At 72.7% G+C, this 23,240-nt stretch carries 23 protein-coding genes and 1 pseudogene; 16 read left to right on the top strand and 8 right to left on the bottom strand.

The features are described from left to right. Nucleotides 1-8: 8 nt before the first annotated feature. The 6 genes and pseudogenes from OG842_RS06620 to OG842_RS06595 all read left to right on the top strand — a co-directional run bounded on the left by OG842_RS06620 (nucleotide 9) and on the right by OG842_RS06595 (nucleotide 4,536). Nucleotides 9-326, top strand: a complete 318-nt coding sequence (locus OG842_RS06620; RefSeq protein ID WP_266728341.1) for a PAAR domain-containing protein — start codon at nucleotides 9-11, stop codon at nucleotides 324-326. Further along, entirely contained in the window at nucleotides 323-748 is a 426-nt protein-coding gene (locus tag OG842_RS06615) for a GPW/gp25 family protein (protein WP_266728339.1), read from the top strand. Before OG842_RS06620 ends, OG842_RS06615 begins: the two co-directional genes overlap by 4 nt. Continuing rightward, entirely contained in the window at nucleotides 748-2,709 is a 1,962-nt protein-coding gene (locus OG842_RS06610) for a putative baseplate assembly protein (protein WP_266728337.1), read from the top strand. Before OG842_RS06615 ends, OG842_RS06610 begins: the two co-directional genes overlap by 1 nt. Next, on the top strand, nucleotides 2,706-3,269 hold the full coding sequence (locus tag OG842_RS06605) for a phage tail protein I (protein ID WP_266728335.1): 564 nt from the start codon (nucleotides 2,706-2,708) through the stop codon (nucleotides 3,267-3,269). Before OG842_RS06610 ends, OG842_RS06605 begins: the two co-directional genes overlap by 4 nt. A gap of 4 nt (nucleotides 3,270-3,273) precedes the next feature. Further along, nucleotides 3,274-3,336: pseudogene (locus OG842_RS06600) on the top strand (zinc ribbon domain-containing protein); the annotation flags it as partial. A 426-nt stretch (nucleotides 3,337-3,762) separates the two neighbouring features. Further along, nucleotides 3,763-4,536, top strand: coding sequence for an NADase-type glycan-binding domain-containing protein (locus OG842_RS06595; protein ID WP_266733459.1), 774 nt, complete (start codon nucleotides 3,763-3,765; stop codon nucleotides 4,534-4,536). 23 nt (nucleotides 4,537-4,559) lie between these two features. Here the strand turns inward: OG842_RS06595 and OG842_RS06590 are convergent, their stop codons facing one another. Further along, nucleotides 4,560-4,901 (bottom strand): DUF6204 family protein, encoded by a 342-nt coding sequence (locus tag OG842_RS06590; protein ID WP_266728333.1) that lies wholly within the window; start codon nucleotides 4,899-4,901, stop codon nucleotides 4,560-4,562. A 287-nt stretch (nucleotides 4,902-5,188) separates the two neighbouring features. Between OG842_RS06590 and OG842_RS06585 the strand changes: the two genes are divergently transcribed. Then, nucleotides 5,189-7,159 carry a DUF5107 domain-containing protein gene (locus OG842_RS06585; RefSeq protein ID WP_328512115.1) on the top strand — a complete coding sequence of 657 codons (1,971 nt, stop codon included), beginning with the start codon at nucleotides 5,189-5,191 and terminating at the stop codon, nucleotides 7,157-7,159. 27 nt (nucleotides 7,160-7,186) lie between these two features. Here the strand turns inward: OG842_RS06585 and OG842_RS06580 are convergent, their stop codons facing one another. Together OG842_RS06580 and OG842_RS06575 are read right to left on the bottom strand one after the other, a co-directional pair. Further along, nucleotides 7,187-7,546, bottom strand: coding sequence for a VOC family protein (locus OG842_RS06580; RefSeq protein ID WP_266728329.1), 360 nt, complete (start codon nucleotides 7,544-7,546; stop codon nucleotides 7,187-7,189). A gap of 65 nt (nucleotides 7,547-7,611) precedes the next feature. Further along, complete coding sequence (locus tag OG842_RS06575) at nucleotides 7,612-8,421, bottom strand: methyltransferase domain-containing protein (protein ID WP_266728327.1); 810 nt, start codon at nucleotides 8,419-8,421, stop codon at nucleotides 7,612-7,614. Between the two features lie 180 nt (nucleotides 8,422-8,601). On the opposite strand from OG842_RS06575, the gene OG842_RS06570 reads away from it, so the two are divergent. Beyond that, nucleotides 8,602-9,195 (top strand): TIGR03086 family metal-binding protein, encoded by a 594-nt coding sequence (locus tag OG842_RS06570; protein WP_266728325.1) that lies wholly within the window; start codon nucleotides 8,602-8,604, stop codon nucleotides 9,193-9,195. A 62-nt stretch (nucleotides 9,196-9,257) separates the two neighbouring features. Here the strand turns inward: OG842_RS06570 and OG842_RS06565 are convergent, their stop codons facing one another. Beyond that, nucleotides 9,258-9,848, bottom strand: a complete 591-nt coding sequence (locus OG842_RS06565) for a hypothetical protein (RefSeq protein ID WP_266728323.1) — start codon at nucleotides 9,846-9,848, stop codon at nucleotides 9,258-9,260. 94 nt (nucleotides 9,849-9,942) lie between these two features. Beyond that, on the bottom strand, nucleotides 9,943-10,380 hold the full coding sequence (locus tag OG842_RS06560) for a glutaredoxin domain-containing protein (RefSeq protein ID WP_266728321.1): 438 nt from the start codon (nucleotides 10,378-10,380) through the stop codon (nucleotides 9,943-9,945). Between the two features lie 182 nt (nucleotides 10,381-10,562). On the opposite strand from OG842_RS06560, the gene OG842_RS06555 reads away from it, so the two are divergent. The 3 genes from OG842_RS06555 (at nucleotide 10,563) to OG842_RS06545 (ending at nucleotide 13,891) form a co-directional block, all read left to right on the top strand. Continuing rightward, nucleotides 10,563-11,414, top strand: a complete 852-nt coding sequence (locus OG842_RS06555; RefSeq protein ID WP_266728319.1) for an SMP-30/gluconolactonase/LRE family protein — start codon at nucleotides 10,563-10,565, stop codon at nucleotides 11,412-11,414. A gap of 121 nt (nucleotides 11,415-11,535) precedes the next feature. Then, entirely contained in the window at nucleotides 11,536-12,795 is a 1,260-nt protein-coding gene (locus OG842_RS06550; RefSeq protein WP_266728317.1) for an aminotransferase class I/II-fold pyridoxal phosphate-dependent enzyme, read from the top strand. A gap of 25 nt (nucleotides 12,796-12,820) precedes the next feature. Further along, complete coding sequence (locus OG842_RS06545) at nucleotides 12,821-13,891, top strand: MBL fold metallo-hydrolase (protein WP_266728315.1); 1,071 nt, start codon at nucleotides 12,821-12,823, stop codon at nucleotides 13,889-13,891. Here the strand turns inward: OG842_RS06545 and OG842_RS06540 are convergent. From OG842_RS06540 to OG842_RS06530, 3 genes are all read right to left on the bottom strand, one after another. Beyond that, nucleotides 13,881-14,501: a DedA family protein gene (locus OG842_RS06540; RefSeq protein ID WP_266728313.1), complete on the bottom strand. Its 621-nt coding sequence runs from the start codon at nucleotides 14,499-14,501 to the stop codon at nucleotides 13,881-13,883. The genes OG842_RS06545 and OG842_RS06540 overlap by 11 nt on opposite strands. Further along, entirely contained in the window at nucleotides 14,498-15,280 is a 783-nt protein-coding gene (locus tag OG842_RS06535) for an MBL fold metallo-hydrolase (RefSeq protein ID WP_266728311.1), read from the bottom strand. Before OG842_RS06535 ends, OG842_RS06540 begins: the two co-directional genes overlap by 4 nt. A 136-nt stretch (nucleotides 15,281-15,416) precedes the next feature. Continuing rightward, nucleotides 15,417-16,868 (bottom strand): PucR family transcriptional regulator, encoded by a 1,452-nt coding sequence (locus OG842_RS06530; RefSeq protein ID WP_266728309.1) that lies wholly within the window; start codon nucleotides 16,866-16,868, stop codon nucleotides 15,417-15,419. A 103-nt stretch (nucleotides 16,869-16,971) separates the two neighbouring features. Between OG842_RS06530 and OG842_RS06525 the strand changes: the two genes are divergently transcribed. The 5 genes from OG842_RS06525 to OG842_RS06505 all read left to right on the top strand — a co-directional run bounded on the left by OG842_RS06525 (nucleotide 16,972) and on the right by OG842_RS06505 (nucleotide 23,227). After that, the gene (locus OG842_RS06525) at nucleotides 16,972-18,510 is read left to right on the top strand and encodes a purine-cytosine permease family protein (RefSeq protein ID WP_266728307.1); all 1,539 of its coding nucleotides are present in this window, start codon (nucleotides 16,972-16,974) and stop codon (nucleotides 18,508-18,510) included. A gap of 32 nt (nucleotides 18,511-18,542) precedes the next feature. Beyond that, nucleotides 18,543-18,953: a YybH family protein gene (locus OG842_RS06520; protein ID WP_266728305.1), complete on the top strand. Its 411-nt coding sequence runs from the start codon at nucleotides 18,543-18,545 to the stop codon at nucleotides 18,951-18,953. Nucleotides 18,954-19,043: 90 nt separating this feature from the next. Then, the gene (locus tag OG842_RS06515) at nucleotides 19,044-20,483 is read left to right on the top strand and encodes a gamma-aminobutyraldehyde dehydrogenase (RefSeq protein WP_266728303.1); all 1,440 of its coding nucleotides are present in this window, start codon (nucleotides 19,044-19,046) and stop codon (nucleotides 20,481-20,483) included. A 140-nt stretch (nucleotides 20,484-20,623) separates the two neighbouring features. Beyond that, complete coding sequence (locus OG842_RS06510; RefSeq protein WP_266728301.1) at nucleotides 20,624-21,037, top strand: hypothetical protein; 414 nt, start codon at nucleotides 20,624-20,626, stop codon at nucleotides 21,035-21,037. Between the two features lie 90 nt (nucleotides 21,038-21,127). Further along, nucleotides 21,128-23,227, top strand: a complete 2,100-nt coding sequence (locus OG842_RS06505) for a phage holin family protein (protein WP_266728299.1) — start codon at nucleotides 21,128-21,130, stop codon at nucleotides 23,225-23,227. Nucleotides 23,228-23,240: the final 13 nt, after the last annotated feature.

The raw sequence follows: 23,240 nt of genomic DNA, 5'->3' as shown, positions 1-23,240 counted from the left end.
CACCGACCATGCCCCCCGCAGCCCGCACGGGCGACAGCACCGCCCACGGCGGCGTCATCGGTACCCCGCCCCCGGGTGCGGTGGCCGTCGCCACCGTGCTGATCGGCGGCCGGCCCGCGGCCGTCACCGGGAGCCTGCACGTGTGCGTGGTCCCCCCGCACGCCGCGCTCGGACCGGGAAACGTGATCACGCCCAACCCGGCCGCCGCGGTCACCGGGCAGGTCCTGATCGGCGGGCTGCCCGCCGCCCGGATGCGGGACAACACCAGCTGCGGCGCGCCCATCATCAGCGGTGCGCCGAACGTACTGATCGGGGGCCCGGTGTGAGCGGCAGCGGGTTCATCGGACGCGGCTGGGGCTTCCCGCTGCGGGTCGGCGCCACGGGCGGCATCGGCATGGTCGAGCGGGACCGGGAGATCGAGGAGGCGATCGGGCTGGTTCTCGGCACGGCGCCGGGCGAGCGGCCGATGCGCCCGGAGTTCGGCTGCGGCATCCACGACTACGTCTTCGCACCCGGTGACGGTGCCACCGCCGGGCGCATCGCCCAGGAGGTCCGCACATCGCTGGAGCGGTGGGAGCCGCGCATCGAGGTGACCGACGTGGTGGTCGCGTTCGACGCCATCGAGGAGGGCACCTTGTACATCGACGTGCACTACACCGTGCGGGCCACCAACGACCTGCGCAACCTCGTCTTCCCCTTCTACACGATTCCGTCCTCCGAGGGCTCCGAAGAATCGGGAGTGCGCTGATGGCCCTGCCCGCACCCAACCTGGACGACCGGCGTTTCCAGCAACTCGTCGACGAGGCCAAGCGGTACGTACAGCAGCGCTCTCCCGAGTGGACCGACCACAACGTGTCGGACCCCGGGGTCACGCTCATCGAGACGTTCGCGTACATGGTCGACCAGCTGCTGTACCGGCTGAACCGGGTTCCGGACAAGAACTACTCGGCCTTCCTCGACCTGTTGGGCGTCACGCTCTTCCCGCCGACGGTGGCGCGGGCGGAGGTCGACTTCTGGCTCTCCGCGCCGCAGCCGGAGACCGTGCGGCTCCCGGCGGGCACGGAGGTCGCCACCGCACGCGGCGAGGCCGAGGAGGCAGTGGTGTTCTCGACCTCCGAGGAGCTGCCGATCGTGCCGAGTTCGCTGATCAGGCTCGTCACCGCGCCGGCGTCGGGCGACCAGACCGACCGCACCGCACCGCTCGGCGCGGGCAAGGACATCCCGTGCTTCCAGCCCCGGCCGGAGCCCGGTGACGCCCTGCTGTTCGGGCTGCCCACCGCCGTGCCCCGGTGCATCGTCGCCGTGCGGCTGGACAGCCGGGTGGAGGGTGTCGGCGTCGACCCGAGGCAGCCGCCGCTGGTCTGGGAGGCGTGGGACGGGGCCCGCTGGGTCGTCTGCCGGACCGGAACCGACAGCACCGGCGGGCTCAACAGGCCCGGTGAGGTCATCGTGTTCGTCCCTGCCGGACACACCGCCTCGGTGACCGCGGGGGTCCGGGCGGGATGGCTGCGCTGCCGGGTCACCGCGCCGGAGCCGGGCCAGCCGTTCTACTCCGAGTCGCCGACGATCCGGGAGGCCGAGGTGTTCACCGTCGGCGGCACCACGGGCGTCGAACACGCGGAGACCGTCCTCGACGTGCCGCTCGGCATCTCCGAGGGCGTCGCCGGGCAGCGCTTCTCCGTGAGCCGGGCCCCGTTGCTGATGGACGGTGAGCCGCCGGTCGTCCAGGTATCCTCCGCGGAGGGCTGGCAGGTCTGGACCGCCGTGGAGCACTTCGGCGCCTCCGCCCCGCACGACCGGCACGTGCGGATCGACGCCGTCTCCGGCGAGTTCGCGTTCCCGCCGGAGGTACGCGATCCGGACGGCACGATGCGCTCCTACGGTGCGGTGCCCGAGAAGGGCGCACAGCTGCGGGTTCCCCGCTACCGCACGGGCGGCGGGGCGGCCGGGAACGTCGCCCGCGGCGCCATCTGCGTACTGCGCAGCTCGGTGCCGTACGTGGCGGGCGTGGACAACCGCGAGGCGGCCCGGGGCGGGGTGGACGGCGAGACCGTGGAGAACGCGAAGGTCCGGGCGCCCAACATCCTCCGGGTGCAGGAGCGGGCGGTCACGGCCGGGGACTACGAGGCCATCGCCCGTGAGGCCGCGCCCTCCCTGCGCAGGGTCCGGTGCGTGCCCGCCGTCGCGGGGGAGGGCGGCGCGGTACGGGTACTGGTGGTGCCCGACGCGGTCGTCGACGAGGGCGGCCAACTGCGGTTCGAGCAGCTGATCCCGTCGGACTCCGTGCTCTCGACGGTCACGGCACGACTCGACGAACGGCGCCTGGTGGGCACCCGGCTGGTGGTGGAACCGCCCGCGTACCAGGGCGTCACGGTGGTCGCCAGACTGGTGACGAACGGCGGTGACGTGGACCGGGTCCGCGCGGACGCGATCGCGGCGCTGTTCGGCCACATCGACCCGCTGCGGGGCGGGGCGGACGGGACCGGGTGGCCGTTCGGCAGGCCGGTGCAGTACGGCGAGATCTTCGCCGTGCTCCAGGGCGTGCCGGGAGTGGGCCTGGTGGACGAGGTGCGGCTGTTCCCCGCGGACCCGATCACCGGCCGGCGCGGGGCGGCGGTCGACCGGATCGATGTCGCCCCGGGCGCCCTGGTCTTCTCGCACCAGCACCAGGTCGAGGTCATCGCGAGCACGGCCGGTGACGGCTCGTGACCAGGGCCGCGGTACCCGGTCTCGCGAGCCGCTACCCGATCGGCGGGCTGCTGCCCGCGCTGTACGCGGACGACGACCTGGCCCAGCGGTTCACGGCGGGCCTGGACACCGTCCTGGCACCGGTCCTGTCCACGTTGGACAACCTCCCCGCCTACTTCGATCCGGCGCTGGCCCCGGCCGACTTCCTGCCCTGGCTGTCGTCCTGGGTGGCGGCCGAGGTCGATCCGGCGTGGCCCGAGGAGCTGCGGCGGGCCGTAATCGCCCGCGCCGTCGAGCTGCACCGGTGGCGCGGCACCCGCCGCGGCCTGATCGAACAACTCCGGCTCTGCTTCGGTGTGCACGCCGACATCCGGGACGGCGGCGGCGCCACGTGGTCGTCCGAACCGGGCGCCCAGCTGCCCCCGGCCCCGACCGGGGAACTGCTGGTACGGGTCTGGGCGCCGCACGGTGGACCGGTGGACGCGAACCGCGTCCGGGACGTCGTCGCCGCCTCGTGCCCCGTACACCTCACCTGCCGGGTGGAGATTCTGCCGGGCCCACCGGACGAGACAGGAGGCTGACGCGATGCGCTCGTGTCCGGCGTGCGGTACCGCCAACCGCGAGGACGACGAATTCTGCGGGAACTGCGGCTCCTACCTGGGCTGGTCCTCCCGGACGCCGCGAATCCCGCCGGCTGCGGCGGAACCCACCGTCCCCGAAGCGGAACACACCGCCCCCGCGGCGGAACCTGCCGGCCCGTCAGCACCGGCACGCCCGGCCGCCGAGCCGACGACCGGCACTCCGCCCGACCCCGAGCCCGTGACGGGCACCGCCCCGGAGACCGCGGCACCCCCGCCCGAAGCCCCGCCTTCCGTGCCCCCGGAGCCGCCGGTGCCGGATCCCCCGGCACCGCGTTCGTCCACGCCGCCACCATCCACACCGCCACCACCGCCCGCGCCGCCCGCACAGGCACCGGAGCCGCCCGCGCGACCGGTCCAGCCCGCCCCCGTACGGCCGGAACCACCGGCGCAGCCGGCCCCCGTACGGCCTGCGCCGGCCGCTGCGGAGGAGCCCGTGGTCGCGGTGCGGCCGGCCGAGCCGATCGCCCGGCGGCCCGTCGTGAGGCCCGTGACGGCGGACGAGGAGCCGGACGGGCCGCCGTGCCCGGCATGCGGTACCCCGAACCTGCCTGGACGCCGGTTCTGCCGCCGCTGCGCCGCACCGTTGCAGACCCGGGAGCAGCCGGCGCCGCTGCCGTGGTGGCGCACGGTGTGGCCGTTCCGCCGCCGGGTGCGGAGCGGATCGGGCCGGGCGTTCCGGCGGACCGTGCTGGCGCTGGTGGTCGTCGGGCTGCTGTTCGCGGGCTTCCTGCTCGTACCGGCCGGGCGTTACGTCTTCGAGGACGTGCGGGACAAGCTCGGCGGAACGGCGGAGATCAGCCCGGCCAGGGCCACGGCGAGCGCCCAGGCCCCCGGCCACCCGGCATCCGCCGCCATCGACGGGCTGACCAACAGATACTGGGGCGCACCCGCGCTCGACTCGTCGTTGACATGCGTCTTCGACAAGCCGTTCCGGCTGGTCGGCGTGGTGGTGTACACCGGTGTGTCGACGAAGCCCGAGGAATTCCGGCAGGGGGCCAGGCCCACCAAGGCAGACCTGATCGTCACCACGCAGGACGGCGAGGTCCGGAAGAAGGCGGTGACGCTCACCGACAAACCGGGCAAGCAGACGGTACGGACCGGCATCAGCGATGTCGTCTCCGTCCGGCTGGTGCTGAGGGCCGCGGCCGGCCAGGGCGAGGGACGGCCGATCGCGGTCGGGGAGGTCGAGTTCTTCAAACGCACCTGACCGGCCGGGCGTCAGGCCGCACCCTAGCCCCGCCGCCCCTTGTAATTGATCTTCATGGTGTCCATGTCCGTCACCGTGGACCGCAGTGCGCCATGGCCGTACCCGTGCTCGTCCAGGTAGGTCTCGGCACGGTCCTCGGCGATCGCGGCCGCCAGCTCCTCGCCGTCCTCGGCGTCGGAGACGACCACGTACCGGAAGCTGAAGTGCTTGAGCACACGGTCGTACGCGAGCGAGCCCTCCTCGGTGAACTGCATCGCGGTCAGGCCGTGTGCGTCCACCTCGGACAGCAGCCGGGTACGCGCCTCGTCCGTCAGCCCGTCCCAGGCGCCGCGCACGATCACTCGGTAGGTGTGCTGCGTGCTCATCGTGTTCCGCTCCGCGTTCCGTCCGGGCATGCCGCACCGGCCCATGCCACCGATCCCCGTCGAGGGCCAAGGTTACGGCGGTGGGGACGGAACGCACCCGAATTAACGGGCGGGGTGGGGCCGGTCGGGACGCGCGCCCCGAAGCCGCCCGGGTCCGTCCTTGCCGGAAGAGCGTCTTTGCCGAAGTCTGGCAGCGAAGCCCCTGGCAGGAGCGTTGCCGAACGTGTTCCATGGTCATCGGGGGGCGCCCGGACCTGTGGCGGCCCGCGTGAGGGAGCGAGGTTGCCTTGGCCACGACCGTACGACGTGCCGTACTGACCCTGCCCGCCGGGCCGCTGGGCCCGGAGAATCCGTTGCCCGCGTTGCGGCCGCTCGACGAGATGCATGTGATCGACGAACGCGACCGGGCCGCACTGCCACGTGACATGGCACGCCAGATCGGCTTCGAACCACTGTCCACCGTGCTGCCGGTGCGCATCCTCGACGGCTACGGGCGTGAGCGCACCTCCACCGCACTCGACGCGATCGTCATCGAGAACGACCGGCTGCGGGCCACCGTCCTGCCCGGTCTCGGCGGCCGTGTCCACTCCCTCCACCACAAACCGACCGGCCGGGAACTCCTCTACCGCAACCCCGTGCTCCAGCCCGCCGACTTCGCGCTCAACGGCGCCTGGTTCTCCGGCGGCATCGAATGGAACATCGGGGCCACGGGCCACACCACACTGTCCTGCGCCCCGCTCCACGCGGCCCGGGTCCCCGCGCCCGACGGCGGCGAGATGGTCCGCCTCTGGGAGTGGGAGCGGCTGCGCGACCTGCCGTTCCAGGTGGACCTGTGGCTGCCGCACGACTCCGACTTCCTGCACGTCGGCGTACGGATCCGCAATCCGCACGAGCACACCGCGCCCGTCTACTGGTGGTCCAACATCGCCGTACCCGAAGGCGAACGCACCCGCGTCCTCGCCCCCGCCGACGAGGCCTGGCACTTCGGGTACGAACGGACCCTGACCCGGGTCCCGGTCCCGGTGTCCGGCTCGGTCGACCGTACGTACCCGCTGCGCGGCGCCTTCCCCGCCGACTACTTCTACGAGGTGCCCGACGGCGCCCGCCGCTGGATAGCCTCGCTCGACGAGGACGGCCACGGGCTCGTCCAGACGTCGACCGATCTGCTGCGCGGCCGCAAGCTGTTCCTCTGGGGCAGCGGCGCGGGCGGGCGGCGCTGGCAGGAGTGGCTCACCGAGCCCGGCACCGCCGGATACGCCGAGATCCAGGCCGGGCTCGCCCGTACCCAGCTGGAGCACGTCCCGCTCGAACCGGGCGCCGAGTTCAGCTGGCTGGAGTCGTACGGCCCGCTTTCCGCGGACCCGCTCGCCGTGCACGGCGAGGACTGGGCGGCGGCCCGTTCCGAGACCGAACAGCGGCTCGCCGAGGCGCTGCCGCGCGCCGATGTCGATGCCGCGTATGCCGCCTGGCGCCCCTGCGCGGACACCGAACCCGGGGAGTCGCTCGCCACCGGCTCGGGCTGGGGCGCGCTGGAGATCAGGCGGGGCAAGTACGAGCTTCCCGGTACCCCGTTCGCCGACTCCACCCTCGGCGAACAGCAGCGGCCCTGGCTGGAGTTGCTGGACCAGGGCACGTTCCCCGAGCCGCGCCGGGTGGTCCCGCCCGGCCCCTCCCTGGTCTCCCCGCACTGGCGCGACATGCTGGAGACGGCCCCCGCCGAACCGCTCACCGAGTACCACCTGGGCGTCGCCCAGTGGCATGCCGGTGACCGCGCCCAGGCGGTCCGCGGCTGGGAGCGCGGGCTGGTACTCGCCCCGTCCCGCTGGCCGTTGCTGCGGTGTCTCGCCGTCGCCGCCGGGGAGGGCCGGCAGCGGGACCGGGCCGCGGACCTCTACGGCGAGGCGTTCGACGACCTGTGTGCGGAACGCCGCGACGACGGCGAGGAATGGACGGCGGCCGCGGCGGCGCTGGGCCGGGAGGCGGTGGAGGCGCTGCTGACGGCCGGCCGCGCCGTGGCGGCCCGCTCCGTATGGGCGGCCCTGCCTCCGGCGATCCGGCAGCGCGGCCGGTTCCGTCTGCTGGAGGCCCGGCTGCTGCTCGCCGAGGGCGACCGGGCCGCGGCCCGAGCCGTCTTCGACGAGGGCTTCGAGGTCGAGGACCTGCGCGAGGGTGCGCAGATCCTGGACGAGCTATGGGCCCGGCTCACGGACGAGCCACTGCCAGGCAGGTACAACTTCCGGATGCGTCCCAAGAGCTGACGAGACGTCACCGATGCCGTTCGGCCCTCACCGGCCGGACGGCAGGCTCCGGTCGACGTACTCGAAGACCGAGCCGTCCGGGTGCACCGCGATCAGATTGCGGCCCACCGGCGTCGGTACCGGACCCGCGATGATCCGGGCACCGACGCGGGTGAGGGAGGCGTGCGCGTCGTCGACGTCCTTGACCGCGATCGTCGCCGTCACCTTGCGCAGGATCTCCAGCTCCGACTCAGGGCCGCTCATCAGGAGAAAGCAGCTGATCGCGGCGACCGAGACCCCGCCGCGCTCGAAACGGAGCGCCGAACTGCCCGTGAGGTCCTCGTAGAAGGCCACCGCGGCCTCCAGGTCGTCGACGCAGATACGCAGCGTGGTTCCCAGAATGTCCATGCGAGCCAGGGTAGTTGGCGGCACATCGGCGTGTGATCGATTCGTCCGGGGGAGAGGCGACGCGCTCAGACCCGGCAGAGCACCTCGCCGTGCGGGACCAGGAACCAGGCGTCGTCCCCCGTGCCCCACTCGCGCCACGCGTCGGCGATCTCCGCCAGCTCCTCGGTGCTCGCACGGCCGCCCTCGACGGCGATCTTCGCGTACACCGAACCGACCGTGCGGTCCGCCCACAGGCCGCTCCACCAGACCCTGCTCTCCGGGGTGGCGAAACACCAGTTGCCGGCGGTCGGGGTGATGTCGGTGAAGCCGGCCCGGCGGGCCCAGGAGAGCAGCCGGCGGCCCGCGTCCGGCTCGCCGCCGTTGGCGCGGGCGACCCGGCGGTACAGGTCCAGCCAGTCGTCCAGGCCCGGAACCTCCGGGTACCAGGCCATCGCCGCGTAGTCGCTGTCGCGGGCCGCGACGATGCCGCCGGGGCGGCAGACGCGCCGCATCTCGCGCAGCGCCTGCACCGGGTCGCCCACGTGCTGGAGCACCTGGTGGGCGTGGACGACGTCGAAGGAGTCGTCGGGGAAGCCCAGCGCGTGCACATCGGCGACGGCGAACTCGACGTTGTCCAGCCCGCGTTCGGCCGCGGCCCCGGCCGCCTGGGACAGGATCTCCTCGGTGGTGTCGACGGCGGTCACCCGGCCGGGAGCAACCAGCGCGGCCAGATCCGCGGTGATGGTGCCCGGTCCGCAGCCCACGTCCAGCACGGCCAGACCGGGGCGGAGCTCGTCGGTCAGATAGGCCGCGGAGTTGGCGGCGGTGCGCCAGCGGTGCGAGCGCAGCACCGACTCGTGGTGGCCGTGGGTGTAGACGGCGGTCTCCTTCGGCATGGCAGTGGATCCTTTCTCGGAACGCGGCCGGAAGCGTTCCGGAGCGTGCCGGGAACGCGGGCCGCGAAGCGGTGATCGGTACGGCCACCGTACGCCGGAGTTCCGGAATTTGAGATCCCTATCTCGACATGTGGTCAGCGCCCATTCGCGCCCCGGCCCCGGGCCGGGGAGAGTGGACGCATGGCATCTGCTTCAGTCACTTCCGTCAGCGAAATCCTCGAACGCCACGGCGAGGCGCTCCGGCTCTTCACCGACCGGGTGCACGCGGTGCGCGAGGACCAGTGGTCCGCACCGACGCCGTGCACCGAGTGGACCGTCCGGGACCTGGTCGCCCATCTCACCGCCGAACAGCTCTGGGTGCCGCCGCTCGTCACCGAGCGCCGCACCGTCGCCGAGGTCGGCGACGCCTTCGACGGCGATGTGCTGGGCGACGACCCCGTGGCCGCGTGGGACCGGGCGGCGGCCGGGGCGCGCCGGGCGTTCGAGGCGCCGGGCGCGCTGGAGGGGACGGTGAACCTGTCGTACGGGGACAGCGCCGCCGACGCCTACTGCGCGCAGATGGTGGCCGACGCCGTGGTGCACGCCTGGGATCTGTCCCGGGCGATCGGCGCCGACGAGCGGCTGCCCGCCCGGCTGGTCGACTTCGCCGGCCGTGAGGTCGGACCGTACGCGAAGGACCTCTCGCAGAGCGGTCTGTTCGCTGCGCCCGTCGAGACCGCACCGGACGCCGACCCGCAGACCCGGCTCCTCGCACTGCTCGGCCGGCAGGGCTGAGACCTCGGCTGTCAGCCGCCGGTCCCGAGGGCCGTGCTCGTCGGGTCACGGCAGTGCCGTGGCTACGAGAAGGTGGGCGAATCCTTCGCCAGGGTGCTCTCGTGGACCTCCAGCCACTCCCGCAGTTCCCCGCAGTCGGTGAGCCCCCGACCCGGGTAGTCCACCCGGTAGCCGTTCGTGTTGCCCGGCAGACCTGTCTCCAGGCACTGGGCGGCGTAGGGCATCGTGAAGGCGATGCCGTGGGAGTTCTCCCGCACTGCCTTGCTCACATGGCTCTGCAGGATCACCGCCGCTGAATTCGCCTTCGCCGCAAGGTCGTCGGTGCCCGCCGTGAGTCCCCCGACGATCGCCGGATCGCGTCGGGACTTCGCGTCGAGCCTTTCGAAGCGCTGCATCAGGAGGCGCATACGGGTGGAGGACTGGATCAGTTCGCCGTAGCGGGTCACCTGCTCACGCGCCCTGTCCCGGTCCTGTCGGCCGTCCGCCTCGTTCCTCGTCGCTTCCAGGACGCTTGCCGCCTGTCTCTCCCCCGTCTCCAGGATGCCCTGTGCCTGGAGGTGCCCGGCCAGGACCGTGCCGACGACGGCTGCGAGGGCGACGTACGTGGGTGCATGCGCCCGAAGATGATTGCTCAACTGCGTTGCTGTCAGCATGGGTTGAAATTACCTCTCGGGTGCGGCGGCTGTGCTGCGGACCGGCGGTCCCGGGATGCCTGTGGGCGTCTTGGCGATACGGCGTCGTTTCCGATCACACGGATGGAGACAGCTGTTCGCGCACCCATTCGACATCCGGGTCGACATGGGACCGGCCGGCCACGACGACCGTCGGCACGGTCTCGTTGCCGTCGTTGGCCGCCCGCACCGCCGCCGCTCCGTCCGGGTCGCGCCAGATGTCGACCCAGTGCAACCGGCTGGCGCTACGGCCCAACCGGAAGCGCAGGCGCAGACAGTACTTGCAGCCCGACCGCCAGTAGACGACCGGCCGGCCGTCGACCGCGCTGCGGCGTTGTGCCTCCAGCGCACCGACGGACCTGGGAAAGACCAGAGGCGAGTTCACGCCTGCGAGCAACACGAACACCACCAGGATCGCCGCGGCTTCGCCGGGGCTTCCCCGGAGGACCGGCCCGGTCGCGACGGCTGAGCCGCAGAGCACGAACAGCATCGGCAGAATCCACGCGCGCATCATGACGACGCAGGTTACCGATGGGTCGGAACATGTCTCGAACCAGGTCGATCAGCCGGGCGTTCGACAGACCCGGCCGATGCGGGAGGGCGCTCATTGCCCCGCGACCGCCGAAAGGCCGGAGAACAGGATTAGTGTGTGTTCGATGTTCCGGCATTCCGGCACCCCGGTCAGGAGAGGCAGAAGTGAACACACCGCACCTGGACGTGGCCGTGCGCGAGTGGGCCGAGCTCGGCGAGGGCCCGACCTGGGACCCGTCCACCGAACGGCTGATCTGGGTCGACATCGTCTCCGCGCGCGTGCACACCTACGACCCGGTGAGCGGCCGCCGTACGGTGCTGGCGACCGAACAGCACGTCGGCGCCGCCAAACCGCGCGCCGGCGGCGGACTCGTGGTCAATCTGCGTGACGGCATCGGCCTCTACGACGCCGACGGAGCCTTCCGGTGGCTGGTCCACGACCCGGTGCCGGGCCGGCGCGGCAACGACGCGGCGGTCGCGCCGGACGGGGCGCTGTGGGTGGGCACCATGCGCTACGACGGGGCCCCGGACGGCGGCAGCCTCTCCCGGGTCGCGGCCGACGGCACGACGACCGCGGTGCTGCCCGTCGTGGCGTGCGGCAACGGCATCGGCTGGAGCCCGGACGGGCGGCTGATGTACTTCATCGACACACCGACGCGCCGTATCGACATCTTCGACTTCGACGGGGAACACGCCGTGAACCGGCGCCCGTTCGTCACCGTCGAGGAGGGCGCGGGATTCCCCGACGGGCTGACGGTCGACGCCGAGGGGGCCGTCTGGGTCGCGCTCTGGGACGGCGCGGCGGTGCGCCGGTACACGGCCGACGGCGCGCTGGACCGGATCGTCGCGGTGCCGGTCAGGCGCCCGACCGCCTGCGCCTTCGGCGGCCGGGACCTGAACGACCTGTACATCTCCACCGCCCGGACCGGGCTCACCGCTCCGCACCCGCTGTCCGGCTCGCTGCTGGTGCTGCCGGACGCGGGGCGCGGAATGCCCCAGGCGGCCTTCGCCGGCTGACACCGCCTCAACGGCGCCCCGCCGCTCCGTCGGCGGGCGCGGCCGGCCGAACCCTCGTATAAAGGGCCCTGAGTGCGAGACGGCGCGACAGGGTGACGGGGCGGCGGCGAAGGAGGCCCGGATGGCGCGGCAGCGGACCGAGCGGCCCGGACGGGCCGGGGACGGCGCGCGCTCCGTACGCGAGGACCGGGGCCCCGTCCGGTACGGGCCGCCCGCCCCCGATCCGGGTCTGCCGGTGCTGCCCGAGCTGGCCGAGGTGCTCGCCGCGGCGGCGGGCCGGGGCGACCCCGAACCGACCGGTGGCGGCCAGGCGCTGCGCACGGCCGCGGCCGCCTACTGGGAGCGGCGCGGGCTGCCCGGCAGCCCGGAGCGCGTCGCCGCGGCCCCGGGCGCCTCGCCGCTGCTGCTCGCGCTGATCGCCGCGCACGGCGGCGACGTACTCATGCCGCGCCCCTGCCCCGCCACCTGGATCCCGCAGGCCCGGCTGCTCGGCAGGCCCGCCTACCATGTGCCGACCCCGGCCGAGTGCGGTGGCGTGCCCGATCCGTACGCGCTCCTGGAGACCGTGCGCAGGGTGCGTGCCGAGGGCGGCCGGCCCCGGCTGCTGATCATCTCCATGGTCGACGACCCGACCGCCACCGTCGCCCCGCCGGAGCTGGTGCGCGAGGCGTGCGAGGCGGCGATCGCCGAGGGGCTGCACGTCGTGAGCGACGAGACCTGGCGCGACACCCTGCACCGGCCGCGCGACACGGTCCTGCTCAGCCCGGCCGAGATGTGCCCGGACGACGTCACGGTCGTCTGCGACCTGGCCGGAGCACTGACCCCGTCCGCCTGGCCGGTCGCGGTAGCCCGGTTCCCGGACACCGAACGGGCGGCGGTGCGCCACGCCCGTACGCTCGACATCCTCACCGCGCTCGGCGCGCTCGTCGCGGGGCCGGTCGCCATGGCCGCCGCCCACGCGCTGCGCGAACCGGACTCCGTGAAGGACCGGGTCCGCCGGGCCGCCGCGCTCCAGGCACGGATCGCCGCCGCCGCCCACCGCGCGGTCCTGGCCTCGGGCGCGCTGGCCAGGCCCCCGCAGGCGGGCCGGCACCTCTACGCCGATCTCGGCCCGCTCAGGTCCCGGCTGGCCGCCCGTGGCGTCACGGACTCGCTGGAGCTGGAGGAGTACCTGACGGAACGTCTCGGCGCACCGACACCGGGCGGACACCGGTTCGGCGACGAACTGGGGGCGCTGCGGGTGCGGCTGGGCACCGGGTCGCTGCTCGGGTCGGCCCCGGAACAGCAACTGGAGTCCCTCACCGCTGTGGCGCCCCTTGAATTGCCGCATGTGGCCGAGGCGCTGAGCATTTTCGCAACGGCCCTCGACGAACTTCGATGAGGAACTGCGAGACGGGAGTCTCTCGATGACGGAACAGAGCGAGCGCTCCCGCACCGGGACCGCACAGCCGCAGCCGCAGCCGCACCGCACAGCCCGCGGCCGGATCGTCGAACCGCGTCCGCTCGGCGAGATCCGGGAATGGCCCAGGAGCTTCGCGGACCGGCTCACCGCGCCCCTCCCTGGTGTCATAGGCATGTCCCGACTGGCCCGCGAGCACTCCCTGCGGCCCAACGCGGAGGGACTGCGAGGCATCCACCGCCTCCCGTACGCCCCCGAACCCCTGCCGGCCACCCCCGCGGGCAGCACGTCCGTCACCTGGGCCGGGCACGCCAGCTGGATCATCCGCACCGGCGGGCTGACCGTCCTCACCGACCCCGTCTGGTCCCGGCGGATCCTCGGGACCCCGGCCAGGATCACCCCGGTCGGCGTCCGCTGGGAGGACCTGCCGCCCGTGGACGCCGTCGTCATCAGCCACAACCACTACGACCACCTCGACGCCCCCACCCTGCGCAGACTGCCCAGGGACACCCCGCTCCTCGTCCCCGCCGGGCTCGGCCGCTGGTGCCGCCGTCGCCGCTTCACCTGTGTCACCGAGCTCGACTGGTGGGAATCGGCCGAGCTCGACGGGGTCCGCTTCGACTTCGTGCCGGCCCACCACTGGTCCAAACGGACCCTCACCGACACCTGCCGCTCCCTGTGGGGCGGCTGGATCATCTCCGCCCCCGCCCCCGGCGCCCGGCGGATCCACTTCGCCGGGGACACCGGCTACGGGCACTGGTTCGGCGAGATCGGCAGCCGGTACCCCGGCATCGACCTGACCCTCCTGCCGATCGGGGCGTACGAACCGCGCTGGTGGCTCGGCGACGTGCACACCGATCCGGAGGAGGCCGTGCAGGCGTACGAGGACCTCGGCGCGCGTGCGATGGCGCCGATGCACTGGGCCACCTTCCTGCTCTCCGCCGAGCCCGTGCTCGAACCGCTGACCCGGCTGCGCACGGCCTGGCAACGCGCCGGACACCCCCGCGACCTGCTCTGGGACCTGCCGATCGGCGCCTCGCGCGTACTGGAGCCGGCACCCCGCACGATCAGTGGCTGAAACGGGTCCGCAGCCTCCGCAGCACCGCGGGTGCCCCGCTGATCAGCAGCGTCAGACCCACCGCCGCGACCACCCCCTGCCACGGCTCCGGGAAGAGCGAACCGCCCAGGATCCCGATCACCTGATACGTCGCCGCCCACGCCAGACACGCCGGCACATCGCCACGGGCGAACTGCCGCAGCGGCATCCGGCTCAGCAGACAGGCCAGCATCACCGGTATCCGCCCGGCGGGCACCAGCCTGGACAGCACCAGCACCATCGCCCCGTGCTCGTCCAGCTTCCGCTGCGCCTGCGCCAGCCGGTCCGGAGCGGCCCGGTCCCGGATCGTCCGCAGCCATTTCGAACCGTTCTTCGACCGCACCCCCCGTTGGCCGAGCCAGTACAGACAGATGTCACCGAAGAACGCCGCGGCCGAGGCCACCGCGAAGACGATCAGCAGCGAGAACGGCGACGACTGATGCAGCGCCACCACCGCGGCCGAACTCACCAGCGCACCCGTCGGCACCACCGGCACCAGCGCCCCCAGCGTCACCAGCAGGAACAGCGACGGGTAGCCGACCGCCTGCTGCGTCGACTCCGGGGGCAGCTGTCTCACGACCTCCTGGATCACCTGGCGCCCTCCGGCCGCACGTGTTCGCCGTGGGACAGCCGGTGCACGGCCACCTCCGGCGCCAGCAGTGCCGCCTTGCGGGCGAACTCGTCACCCGGCGAGTGGAACTCGTGCGGCCTGACCCCGTCCATGCCGATCGGCCAGTACGTGCCGTAGTGCACCGGCACCGCCGCCCTCGGTGCCAGCCGGGCCAGCGCCTGCGCCGCCCGCCCCGCGTCCAGATGACCGTGGCCCAGATACGGTCCCCAGCCGCCGACCGGCAGCAGCGCCATGTCCACCGGCCCGACGGCCTCGGCCATGTCGTCGAAGAGCCCCGTGTCCCCCGCGAAGTACGTCCGCGCCTCGCCCTCGACCACGAAGCCGAGCGCGGGGGAGCGATGCGGGCCCATCGGCAGCCGCCTGCCGTCGTGCATCGCCGGAACCGCCCGGACCAGCACCTCGCCGACCCGGACCTCGTCCCCCGCGGCGACCTCGGTGATCCGCAGCCCGCGCTTCGAGCCCAGGCCCCGCAGCCCCGGCACCGAGCGCACCGCGCCCAGCGGCACGATCAGCCTGCTGCCGGGGGCGAGCCTGGCCAGGGACGGCAGATGCAGATGGTCCGAGTGCAGATGCGAGACGAGCACGACGTCCGCGACCGCGGCCTCGGGACCGGGCAGCTCACCGCGGCGGCGGCGCAGATGCGCCAGACGCCGCACGAAGAGCGGATCGGTCAGCACCCGGACCCCGGAGTCCTCGATGGTGCAGGTGGCATGACCCCACCAGGTGACTTCCACCGGCACCGTCTGCCTCCCGTCCGCCGTGGCTCTCTGTTACGGTCCCTTGAACGTTCCGGTCCTTCGAACGTTCCGGTCCCTTGAGCGTAGTGCCGGAGCGGATGCGGGCGGATGCGGGCGGCCTTCGGCCGAGGAGGAGCCCTCAGTCCGTCAGCCCCAGCGCCCCCGCTGCCTGGACAGCCAGCCAGACCTCCGCCAGCGCCCCCGTCGACGCCATGTCGCGGTCGGCCAGCGCACCGAATCGCCGCAGCCGGTACGTCAGCGTGTTCGGATGGATGTGGAGCGCGGCCGCTGCCGCATCCGTGCGGCGGTCGCGCTCCATCCAGGTGCGGGCGGAGACCAGCAGCTGCGAATCGTGCGCCTCGTCGTAGCGCAGCACCTCACCGAGGACGTGCTCGACCAGTGCGGTCAGGACCGCGGGGTCGTCGGGCAGCCAGCGGCCCATGGAGTCGTCCCCGTAACGGATCACCGGGCGGCCCGACTCGACGGCCTTCGAGACCGCCCAGAGCGCCTCGCGCTGTGCGACCCGCAGCGCGGCGCCCGGCTGGAACGGGCGGCTCATCCCGGCCGCCACGCCCGGTAGCCCGCGGATCTCCACAGCCAGCTGCGGCGCCCCGAGGACATAACGGTCCTCGCCCCGGGTGAGCAGCAGATGCGGATGGTCCTGGAGGCAGCGCAGCAGCGCCTCGTCCGTGGTCTGCCGGACCACGAGCAGCACGGTGTCGCCCTCGATCGCATGCCGGGCGAGCCTGCGCCGTGCCGTCTCCGGGTCGAGGACCTCCTGCAGGAGTTCGGCGAGGGTCTCCGCGCCCTCGCGGCGCAGCGTCTCGCGCTCGTTGCGCACCATCGCGACCCGCAGCGCCGCCACCGTGGCGATGTGCTGGACGACGGCGAGTCCGGCGGGCTGGGCACCCTCCCGCTCGTACGCGACAAGGAACCCGGCCGGACCGCCGGGCGCCGGCACGGGCAGCACGAATCCACCGGGGACGGTCGGCGGGGCGTCGACCGAGTCGGGCAGGACGCCCGGATCGGGCGCCGGTACGCCCGGCAGGAGGGGGCGCCCCTGCGGCGTGCAGAGGTACACGTCGTATCCCGAGAGGCGTTCGAGGCGGCGCAGCAGCGTGGGCGTGTCGAGGTCCTCGGCGACCAGCCAGCGCAGCGAACCGAAGACCTGCAGCTGGGCGCCGAGCCGGTGCCGGGCATCCTCCTGGACCGATGCGGCGACCTCCTGGGCCACCGCGATGAAGGGGACGGCGAGCGGGACCTCGAGGACCGGGAAGCCCCGCTCATCGGCCGCCCGGAAGAACGCGTCGTGCAGCGGGGGCATGTGCAGCTGCGCCGAGAGGGCCAGCGCGGAGACCCCGGCGTCGTCCAGCCGCTCCAGGTACGCGCGCTGCCCGGCGGCGGTCCTGGGGATCGCAAGGCCCGTCGTCATGATGACCTCGGCGCCGAGCAACCAGGGTGTCGGATCGGCCAGTTCGCTCGCGTGCGCCCAGGAGACCGAGCGGCCCAGACCGTTGCTGCCCGCCTTCACCGTGAGCTGGAGCGCGGGGTAGGAGAGAAGATCCTCAACGGTGAGTTTGTTGCTGGCCACAGATGACAGCGTATCCCTTTGTGACTTTCACAATTGCCGCTCACGGTTCGGGATCACAGACTGAGGGACCACTCCCCGTGCATGAACAGTAGGTGAAGCGTCCGTGGCTTCTTCGATCACCGAAGTCGAGACCAACGGGGTCGAGCGGATACCCGAAGCGGACCGCACCGCCCGCCCCCTCGACCTCTTCCGGCTCGCCTTCGGCGGCGCCAACACCTTCGCCACCTGTGTGCTCGGTGCGTTCCCGATCCTGTTCGGGCTCTCCTTCTGGCAGGGCCTGGCGGCGACCGTGCTGGGGCTGCTCGTCGGCGCCCTGCTGCTCGCCCCGATGGCGCTGTTCGGCCCGACCAACGGCACCAACAACGCCGTCTCCTCCTCCGCCCACCTGGGCGTGCACGGCAGGATCGTCGGCTCCTTCCTCTCGCTGCTCACCGCGGTCGCGTTCTTCTCGATCTCCGTGTGGTCCTCGGGCGACGCACTCGTGGGCGGAGCCCACCGGCTCGCAGGTCTCCCCGAGTCCGACCTGAGCTACGGCGTCGCCTACGCGATCTTCGCCGGACTGGTGCTCGTCGTCTGTGTCTACGGCTTCCGGTTCATGCTGCTGGTCAACAAGATCGCGGTCGTCGCGGCCTCGGCGCTCTTCGTCCTCGGCGCCTTCGCCTTCGCCGGAGACTTCGACCCGGGGTACGCGGGAGCCTTCGCCTCGACCGCCGATCCGCTCTTCTGGCCGGCCTTCATCGGCTCCGCGCTGATCGTCCTGTCCAACCCGGTCTCGTTCGGCGCCTTCCTCGGCGACTGGTCGCGCTACATCCCGACCGCCACGCCGCGCCGCCGGGTCATGGGCGCCGCGTTCCTCGCCCAGGTCGCCACCCTGCTGCCGTTCCTCTTCGGCCTGGCCACTGCCTCGATCATCGCCACCGAGGCCGCGAAGTACGTCGACCCGGCCGCTCCCAACTACGTCGGTGGCCTGCTCGCCATCTCGCCCGGCTGGTACTTCCTGCCGCTCTGCCTGATCGCCCTGATCGGTGGCCTCTCCACCGGCACGACCGCGCTGTACGGCACCGGGCTCGACGTCTCCAGCGTGTTCACGCGCTTCAGCCGGGTCCAGTCGACGTTCTTCATCGGGGCTCTGTCGATCGCCTTCATCTTCGTCGGCCGGTTCGCACTCAATCTCGCGCAGTCCATCTCCACCTTCGCCACTCTGATCATCACGTGCACGGCCCCGTGGATGATCGTGATGGCCCTCGGCTACTTCACCCGGCGCGGCTGGTACGACGCGGACGCCCTCCAGGTCTTCAACCGCCGCCAGACCGGTGGACGCTACTGGTTCAACCACGGCTGGAACTGGCGCGCCCTGTCCACCTGGGTCATCTCGGCCGTCGTGGCGCTCCTCTTCACCAACCTGCCCGGCCAGTTCGTCGGCCCGCTCGGCGACCTCGCGAACGGCGCGGACATCTCCCTGCCGGTCGGCCTCGTCCTGGCGGCCGTGCTCTACCTCGTCCTGCTCACCGTGTTCCCGGAGCCGCGCGGGGTGTACGGGCCGGACGGACCCCGACTCGTCCGGGCGTCGGACACCGAGGTCCCGCCGATCATCGGCGGTACGGACGAGCCCCTCGTCGCCGAACCCGCCGCCGCTCGCTGAGCGCCCACCCCGCCCGTCACCAGGAGCCACCCATGAGCACGACCGAGAACACCCCCGTCCAGGAGATCCGGGCAGCCGCCGACGCGCTCGTCGCCGCCTTCGCCGAGGGACGCCTCGACGACTACTTCGGCGCCTTCGCGCCGGACGCCACCTTCGTCTTCCACTCCACCCCGCAGCGGCTCGCCTCCACGGCCGAGTACCGAGCGCTGTGGCAGCAGTGGGTGGCCGAGGACGACTTCCGGATCCTGGCCTGCACCTCCACCGGACAGCTGATCCAGCACCTCGGCTCCACCGGGGTCTTCAGCCACGACGTCGAGACCAGGATCGCCACCCGGGCCGGCGAGGAGACCGTCCACGAGCGGGAGACGATCGTCTTCGCCCGCGCCGAGGACGGCAGCTGGCCCGCCGTCCACGAGCACCTCTCCGCCCGCACCGCCGGCTGACGGCACCGCCGCGCCGGACGTTCGCCCGCACCGACGGGTGACGACGAGAACCACCCGTACCGCCGCCCGACCATGAGGAAGACCGGTTCCATGAGCATCACGTTCCGCAACTACATCGACGGCGCCTTCGCGGACGCCACTGACGGCCGCACGCTCGATGTCGTGGACCCCAGCACCGGCGCGGTCTACGCCACCTCCCCGCTCTCCGGCGCCGCGGACGTCGACGCGGCGATGGCGGCCGCCGCTGCCGCGTTCCCCGTCTGGCGCGACACCACCCCGTCCGTGCGCCAGCTGGCCCTGCTGAAGATCGCCGACGCGATGGAGGCGCGCGCCGACGAGATCGTCGCCGCGGAGAGCCGGGACACCGGCAAGCCGCTCCACCTCACCCGCAGCGAGGAACTGGCCCCCGCCATCGACCAGGTCCGCTTCTTCGCGGGTGCGGCGCGGCTGCTCGAAGGCCGCTCGGCCGGTGAGTACATGGAGGGGATGACCTCGATCATCCGCCGCGAGCCGGTCGGCGTCTGCGCCCAGGTAGCACCCTGGAACTACCCGCTCCTCATGGCGGTCTGGAAGTTCGCGCCCGCGCTCGCCGCGGGCAACGCCGTGGTCCTCAAGCCCTCGGACACCACCCCGGCCTCCACCGTGCTCATCGCCGAGATCATCGGGGGCGTCCTGGAGGAGCTGGAGCTGCCCCGCGGCATCTTCAACGTGATCTGCGGCGACCGTGAGACCGGCCGGATGATGGTCGAGCACCCCACCCCGGCGATGGCGTCCATCACCGGTTCGGTCCGGGCCGGCATCCAGGTCGCGCAGAGCGCCGCCAAGGACGTCAAGCGGGTCCACCTGGAGCTCGGCGGCAAGGCCCCGGCCGTCGTCTTCGAGGACGCCGACCTGGAGAAGGCGGTCGAGGACCTGATCGTCGGCGGCTTCTTCAACGCCGGCCAGGACTGCACCGCCGCGACCCGCGTCCTGGTCCACGAGTCCGTCCACGACGAGTTCGTCGCCGCCCTCGCCAAGGCCGCCGCCGACACCAGGACCGGGCAGCCGGACGACGAGGACGTGCTCTACGGCCCGCTCAACAACGCGGGCCAGCTCGCCCAGGTCAGCGGCTTCATCGACCGCCTCCCCGCCCACGCCAGGGTCGAGGCGGGCGGCCACCGGGTCGGCGACAGGGGCTACTTCTACGCCCCGACCGTCGTCTCCGGCCTCGAGCAGGACGACGAGATCGTCCAGAACGAGGTCTTCGGACCCGTCATGACCGTCCAGTCGTTCACGGACGAGGCCCAGGCCGTGGAGTACGCGAACGGCGTCGACTACGCCCTCGCCTCTTCCGTATGGACCAAGGACCACGCACGGGCGATGCGGATGTCCAAGAACCTCGACTTCGGCTGCGTCTGGATCAACACGCACATGGCGCTCGTCGCCGAGATGCCGCACGGCGGCTTCAAGAAGTCCGGCTACGGCAAGGACCTCTCCGCGTACGGCTTCGAGGACTACACACGCATCAAGCACGTCATGACCTCGCTCTGACGCCCGCCCCGCACATGCGCCCCCGGCGCCCGGGGGCGCATTGTGTGCCGACACGTAGTTCCTCCGCCCCGGCATACGCCTTTTTGCACGGGAGCAGGAGGGGTAGGGTCGCCCGTACGCCAAGCACGGGGGGAACGCCCATGGGGGACGTGACGGACGTACGGGTGGCGGCCATCGCCAGCCTCACACCGCTGGAGGAGCTCGACAGCGACCCGTTCCTCGTGGACACCCGCGGTCAGCAGGACATGTGCGCCCGCTGGGCCGCGGACAAGGGCTACGTCGTCACCCGGCAGCTGCGGCTCTACGGACTGCGCCCCGACCACCACGCCCTGTGGACCGACGTCGAGAGCGGCGACGTCGAACTGTTCGTCGCCGCCAACGACCGCGTGCTGGCGCGCGCACTCACCTCGGTGCCGGAGTTCGCCGCGGAGTGCGAGCGGCGCGGCGTACGCCTGGAGCTCGCCGGACTCGACGAGCCGCCGTACAACGCCCGTACGAAGGCGAGCGTGCACCGCAGGCTCTCCATGCCGACCGCCGGCTACGACGGCCGCTGACCCGCCGGCCGCCGTGGCCCGCGGCCCCGCTGTGAAAAGCTGGGGGCCGAGGCCCGGAACGGCGGGGGCCGGACGTGAGGTGGAAACGGCGTGGGTGACGGGCGATGGCGAGCAGCCGGCAACGCCCTGATGCGAGTGGTCGTGGTGTGGGCGGTATCGACGCTCACGATGCTGGCGCTCGCCGGGATTCTGCCGGACTTCCAACTCCAGTCGGAAGACGGCGACAGCATAACCAAGATCGCGTTCACCGCCGCCTGGGGCGCCGGAGCGTTCGGTCTGCTCTCCGCACTGGTCTGGCCGGTCGTGGTCAGGGCGCTGCTCATCGTGCCCGCGCTGGTCCTCGGGCTGCTCGTCTTCTTCCTGAACGGCTCGCTGCTGCTGCTCGCCCTGCGGCTCATCCCGGACGGGCGCGGCGCCGCCAACCCGGAGACGGCCGTCGTCGTCGCGGCCGTGATGTCCGCCGTCGCCTCGGCGACCTCCACGGCGCTCGCCGTCCGCGACGACAACGCCTACCGGCGCAGGCTCTCCCGGCTGGCCGTCCGCCGCCGGCGCCGCACCGGCACGGACAGCGGGCGCAGCGGACCGCCGGGCACCGTCTTCATCCAGCTCGACGGAGTCGGCCACGACGCGCTCGCCCGCGCCGCCGAGGAAGGGCTGATGCCGACCGTCGCGCACTGGCTGGCCGACAAGGAGGGGCACCGGCTCACCCCTTGGCGCACCGACTGGTCCAGCCAGACCGGGGCCAGCCAGCTCGGCATCCTGCACGGCAGCAACCACGACGTCCCCGCCTTCCGCTGGTACGAGAAGGAGACCGGCGACGTCATGGTCTCCAGCAGACCCGCGAGCGCCCTCGAACTCCAGCGCAGGGCCATCGCGCGCACCCACGACGGAGGGCTGCTCACCGTGGACGGCGCCAGCCGCGGCAACCTCTTCAGCGGCGGCGCCGACCAGCTGGCGCTCGTGCTGTCCATGGCGGCCCGGTTCGGCAAGGGCCGCCGCTCACGGGCAGGGTACTTCGCGTACTTCTCCGACCCCGCCAACGCGGTGCGCACCGCACTGTCGTTCGTCGCCGAGGTCTGCCGCGAGGTCGGCCAGTCGACCCGGGCGCGGATGCGGAAGGTGGCGCCCCGGATCAAGCGCGGCGGGCTGTACCCCTTCATCCGGGCCTTCGCGACCGTCGTCGAGCGCGATGTGGTGGTCTCCGCCGTCATCGGGGACATGTTCGCCGGCCGGACCGCCGTCTACGCCGACCTGGTCGCCTACGACGAGGTGGCGCACCACTCCGGACCGAACAGCCGCGACGCGGCGAAGGTGCTCGCGCGCCTGGACCGCTCGCTCGCCCTGATCGTCAAGGTCGCCGAACACACCCCGCGCACGTACCGGATCGTGCTGCTCTCCGACCACGGACAGAGCCCGGGGGAGACCTTCGCGGGGGCGTACGGGCTGACCCTCAAGGACCTGGTGCGGGCCGGCTGCGGGCTGCCCGTGTCCCGGCGGGCGCAGCGCACCCGCAGCGGCTCGGAGGCGCGGGACGCGGTACGGATCGCCCTGCACCGGCCGGTCGGCGAGGGCGCGGCGGAACCTCTCGCCAGGCCGCACGACCCCGTGGTCCTCGCCTCCGGGAACCTCGGCCTGATCTCCTTCCCCGACATCGCGGGACGCGCCTCGCGCGAACAGCTCGACCGCAGCCACCCCGCCCTGCTCGGCACCCTCGCCAACCACCCCGGCATCGGCTTCCTGCTGGTCCGCAGCGAGCGGCACGGATCGGTGGTGCTGGGCCGCGGCGGGGCACAGATCCCGGTGTCGGAGCTGGTGGACGGGGAAGGGCCGCTGGCCCCGTTCGGTCCCGGGGCGGCCGCTGCGGTGCGGCGGACCGACACCTTCCCGCACGTCGCCGACATCATGGTCAACTCGATGTACGACGGCGCCACGGGCTGCGTGCACGCCTTCGAGGAGCAGATCGGCTCGCACGGCGGCCTGGGCGGCGAGCAGTCCAGGCCCTTCCTGCTGTGGCCGGCCGACCTCTCCGCGCCGGTGGCACCGGACACGGAACTGGTCGGCGCCGAACAGGTGCACGAGGTGCTGCGGCGCTGGCTCCGGGAGTGTTCGGGGCCGCAGATCCCGCTGGCCGCGCCGGGCGAGGTGGAGGGCGCCGACGAGGAGGACGGAACGGCTCAGGCGGCGGGCTGAGGGGCGTTGTCAG

Source organism: Streptomyces sp. NBC_00376 (assembly GCF_036077095.1).
Lineage (GTDB): Bacteria > Actinomycetota > Actinomycetes > Streptomycetales > Streptomycetaceae > Streptomyces.
Note: the sequence above shows the minus strand (reverse complement) of the source record. Positions and strands in the feature narration are given on the sequence as shown.

Coding starts and splice junctions, on each gene's coding strand:
- OG842_RS06610 (WP_266728337.1), top strand. CDS start 748: ATGGCCCTGCCCGCACCCAACCTGGACGACCGGCGTTTCCAGCAACTC.
- OG842_RS06620 (WP_266728341.1), top strand. CDS start 9: ATGCCCCCCGCAGCCCGCACGGGCGACAGCACCGCCCACGGCGGCGTC.
- OG842_RS06575 (WP_266728327.1), bottom strand. CDS start 8,421: ATGCCGAAGGAGACCGCCGTCTACACCCACGGCCACCACGAGTCGGTG.
- OG842_RS06550 (WP_266728317.1), top strand. CDS start 11,536: ATGGCGCGGCAGCGGACCGAGCGGCCCGGACGGGCCGGGGACGGCGCG.
- OG842_RS06545 (WP_266728315.1), top strand. CDS start 12,821: ATGACGGAACAGAGCGAGCGCTCCCGCACCGGGACCGCACAGCCGCAG.
- OG842_RS06515 (WP_266728303.1), top strand. CDS start 19,044: ATGAGCATCACGTTCCGCAACTACATCGACGGCGCCTTCGCGGACGCC.
- OG842_RS06580 (WP_266728329.1), bottom strand. CDS start 7,546: ATGGACATTCTGGGAACCACGCTGCGTATCTGCGTCGACGACCTGGAG.
- OG842_RS06565 (WP_266728323.1), bottom strand. CDS start 9,848: ATGCTGACAGCAACGCAGTTGAGCAATCATCTTCGGGCGCATGCACCC.
- OG842_RS06510 (WP_266728301.1), top strand. CDS start 20,624: ATGGGGGACGTGACGGACGTACGGGTGGCGGCCATCGCCAGCCTCACA.
- OG842_RS06560 (WP_266728321.1), bottom strand. CDS start 10,380: ATGATGCGCGCGTGGATTCTGCCGATGCTGTTCGTGCTCTGCGGCTCA.
- OG842_RS06590 (WP_266728333.1), bottom strand. CDS start 4,901: ATGAGCACGCAGCACACCTACCGAGTGATCGTGCGCGGCGCCTGGGAC.
- OG842_RS06520 (WP_266728305.1), top strand. CDS start 18,543: ATGAGCACGACCGAGAACACCCCCGTCCAGGAGATCCGGGCAGCCGCC.
- OG842_RS06570 (WP_266728325.1), top strand. CDS start 8,602: ATGGCATCTGCTTCAGTCACTTCCGTCAGCGAAATCCTCGAACGCCAC.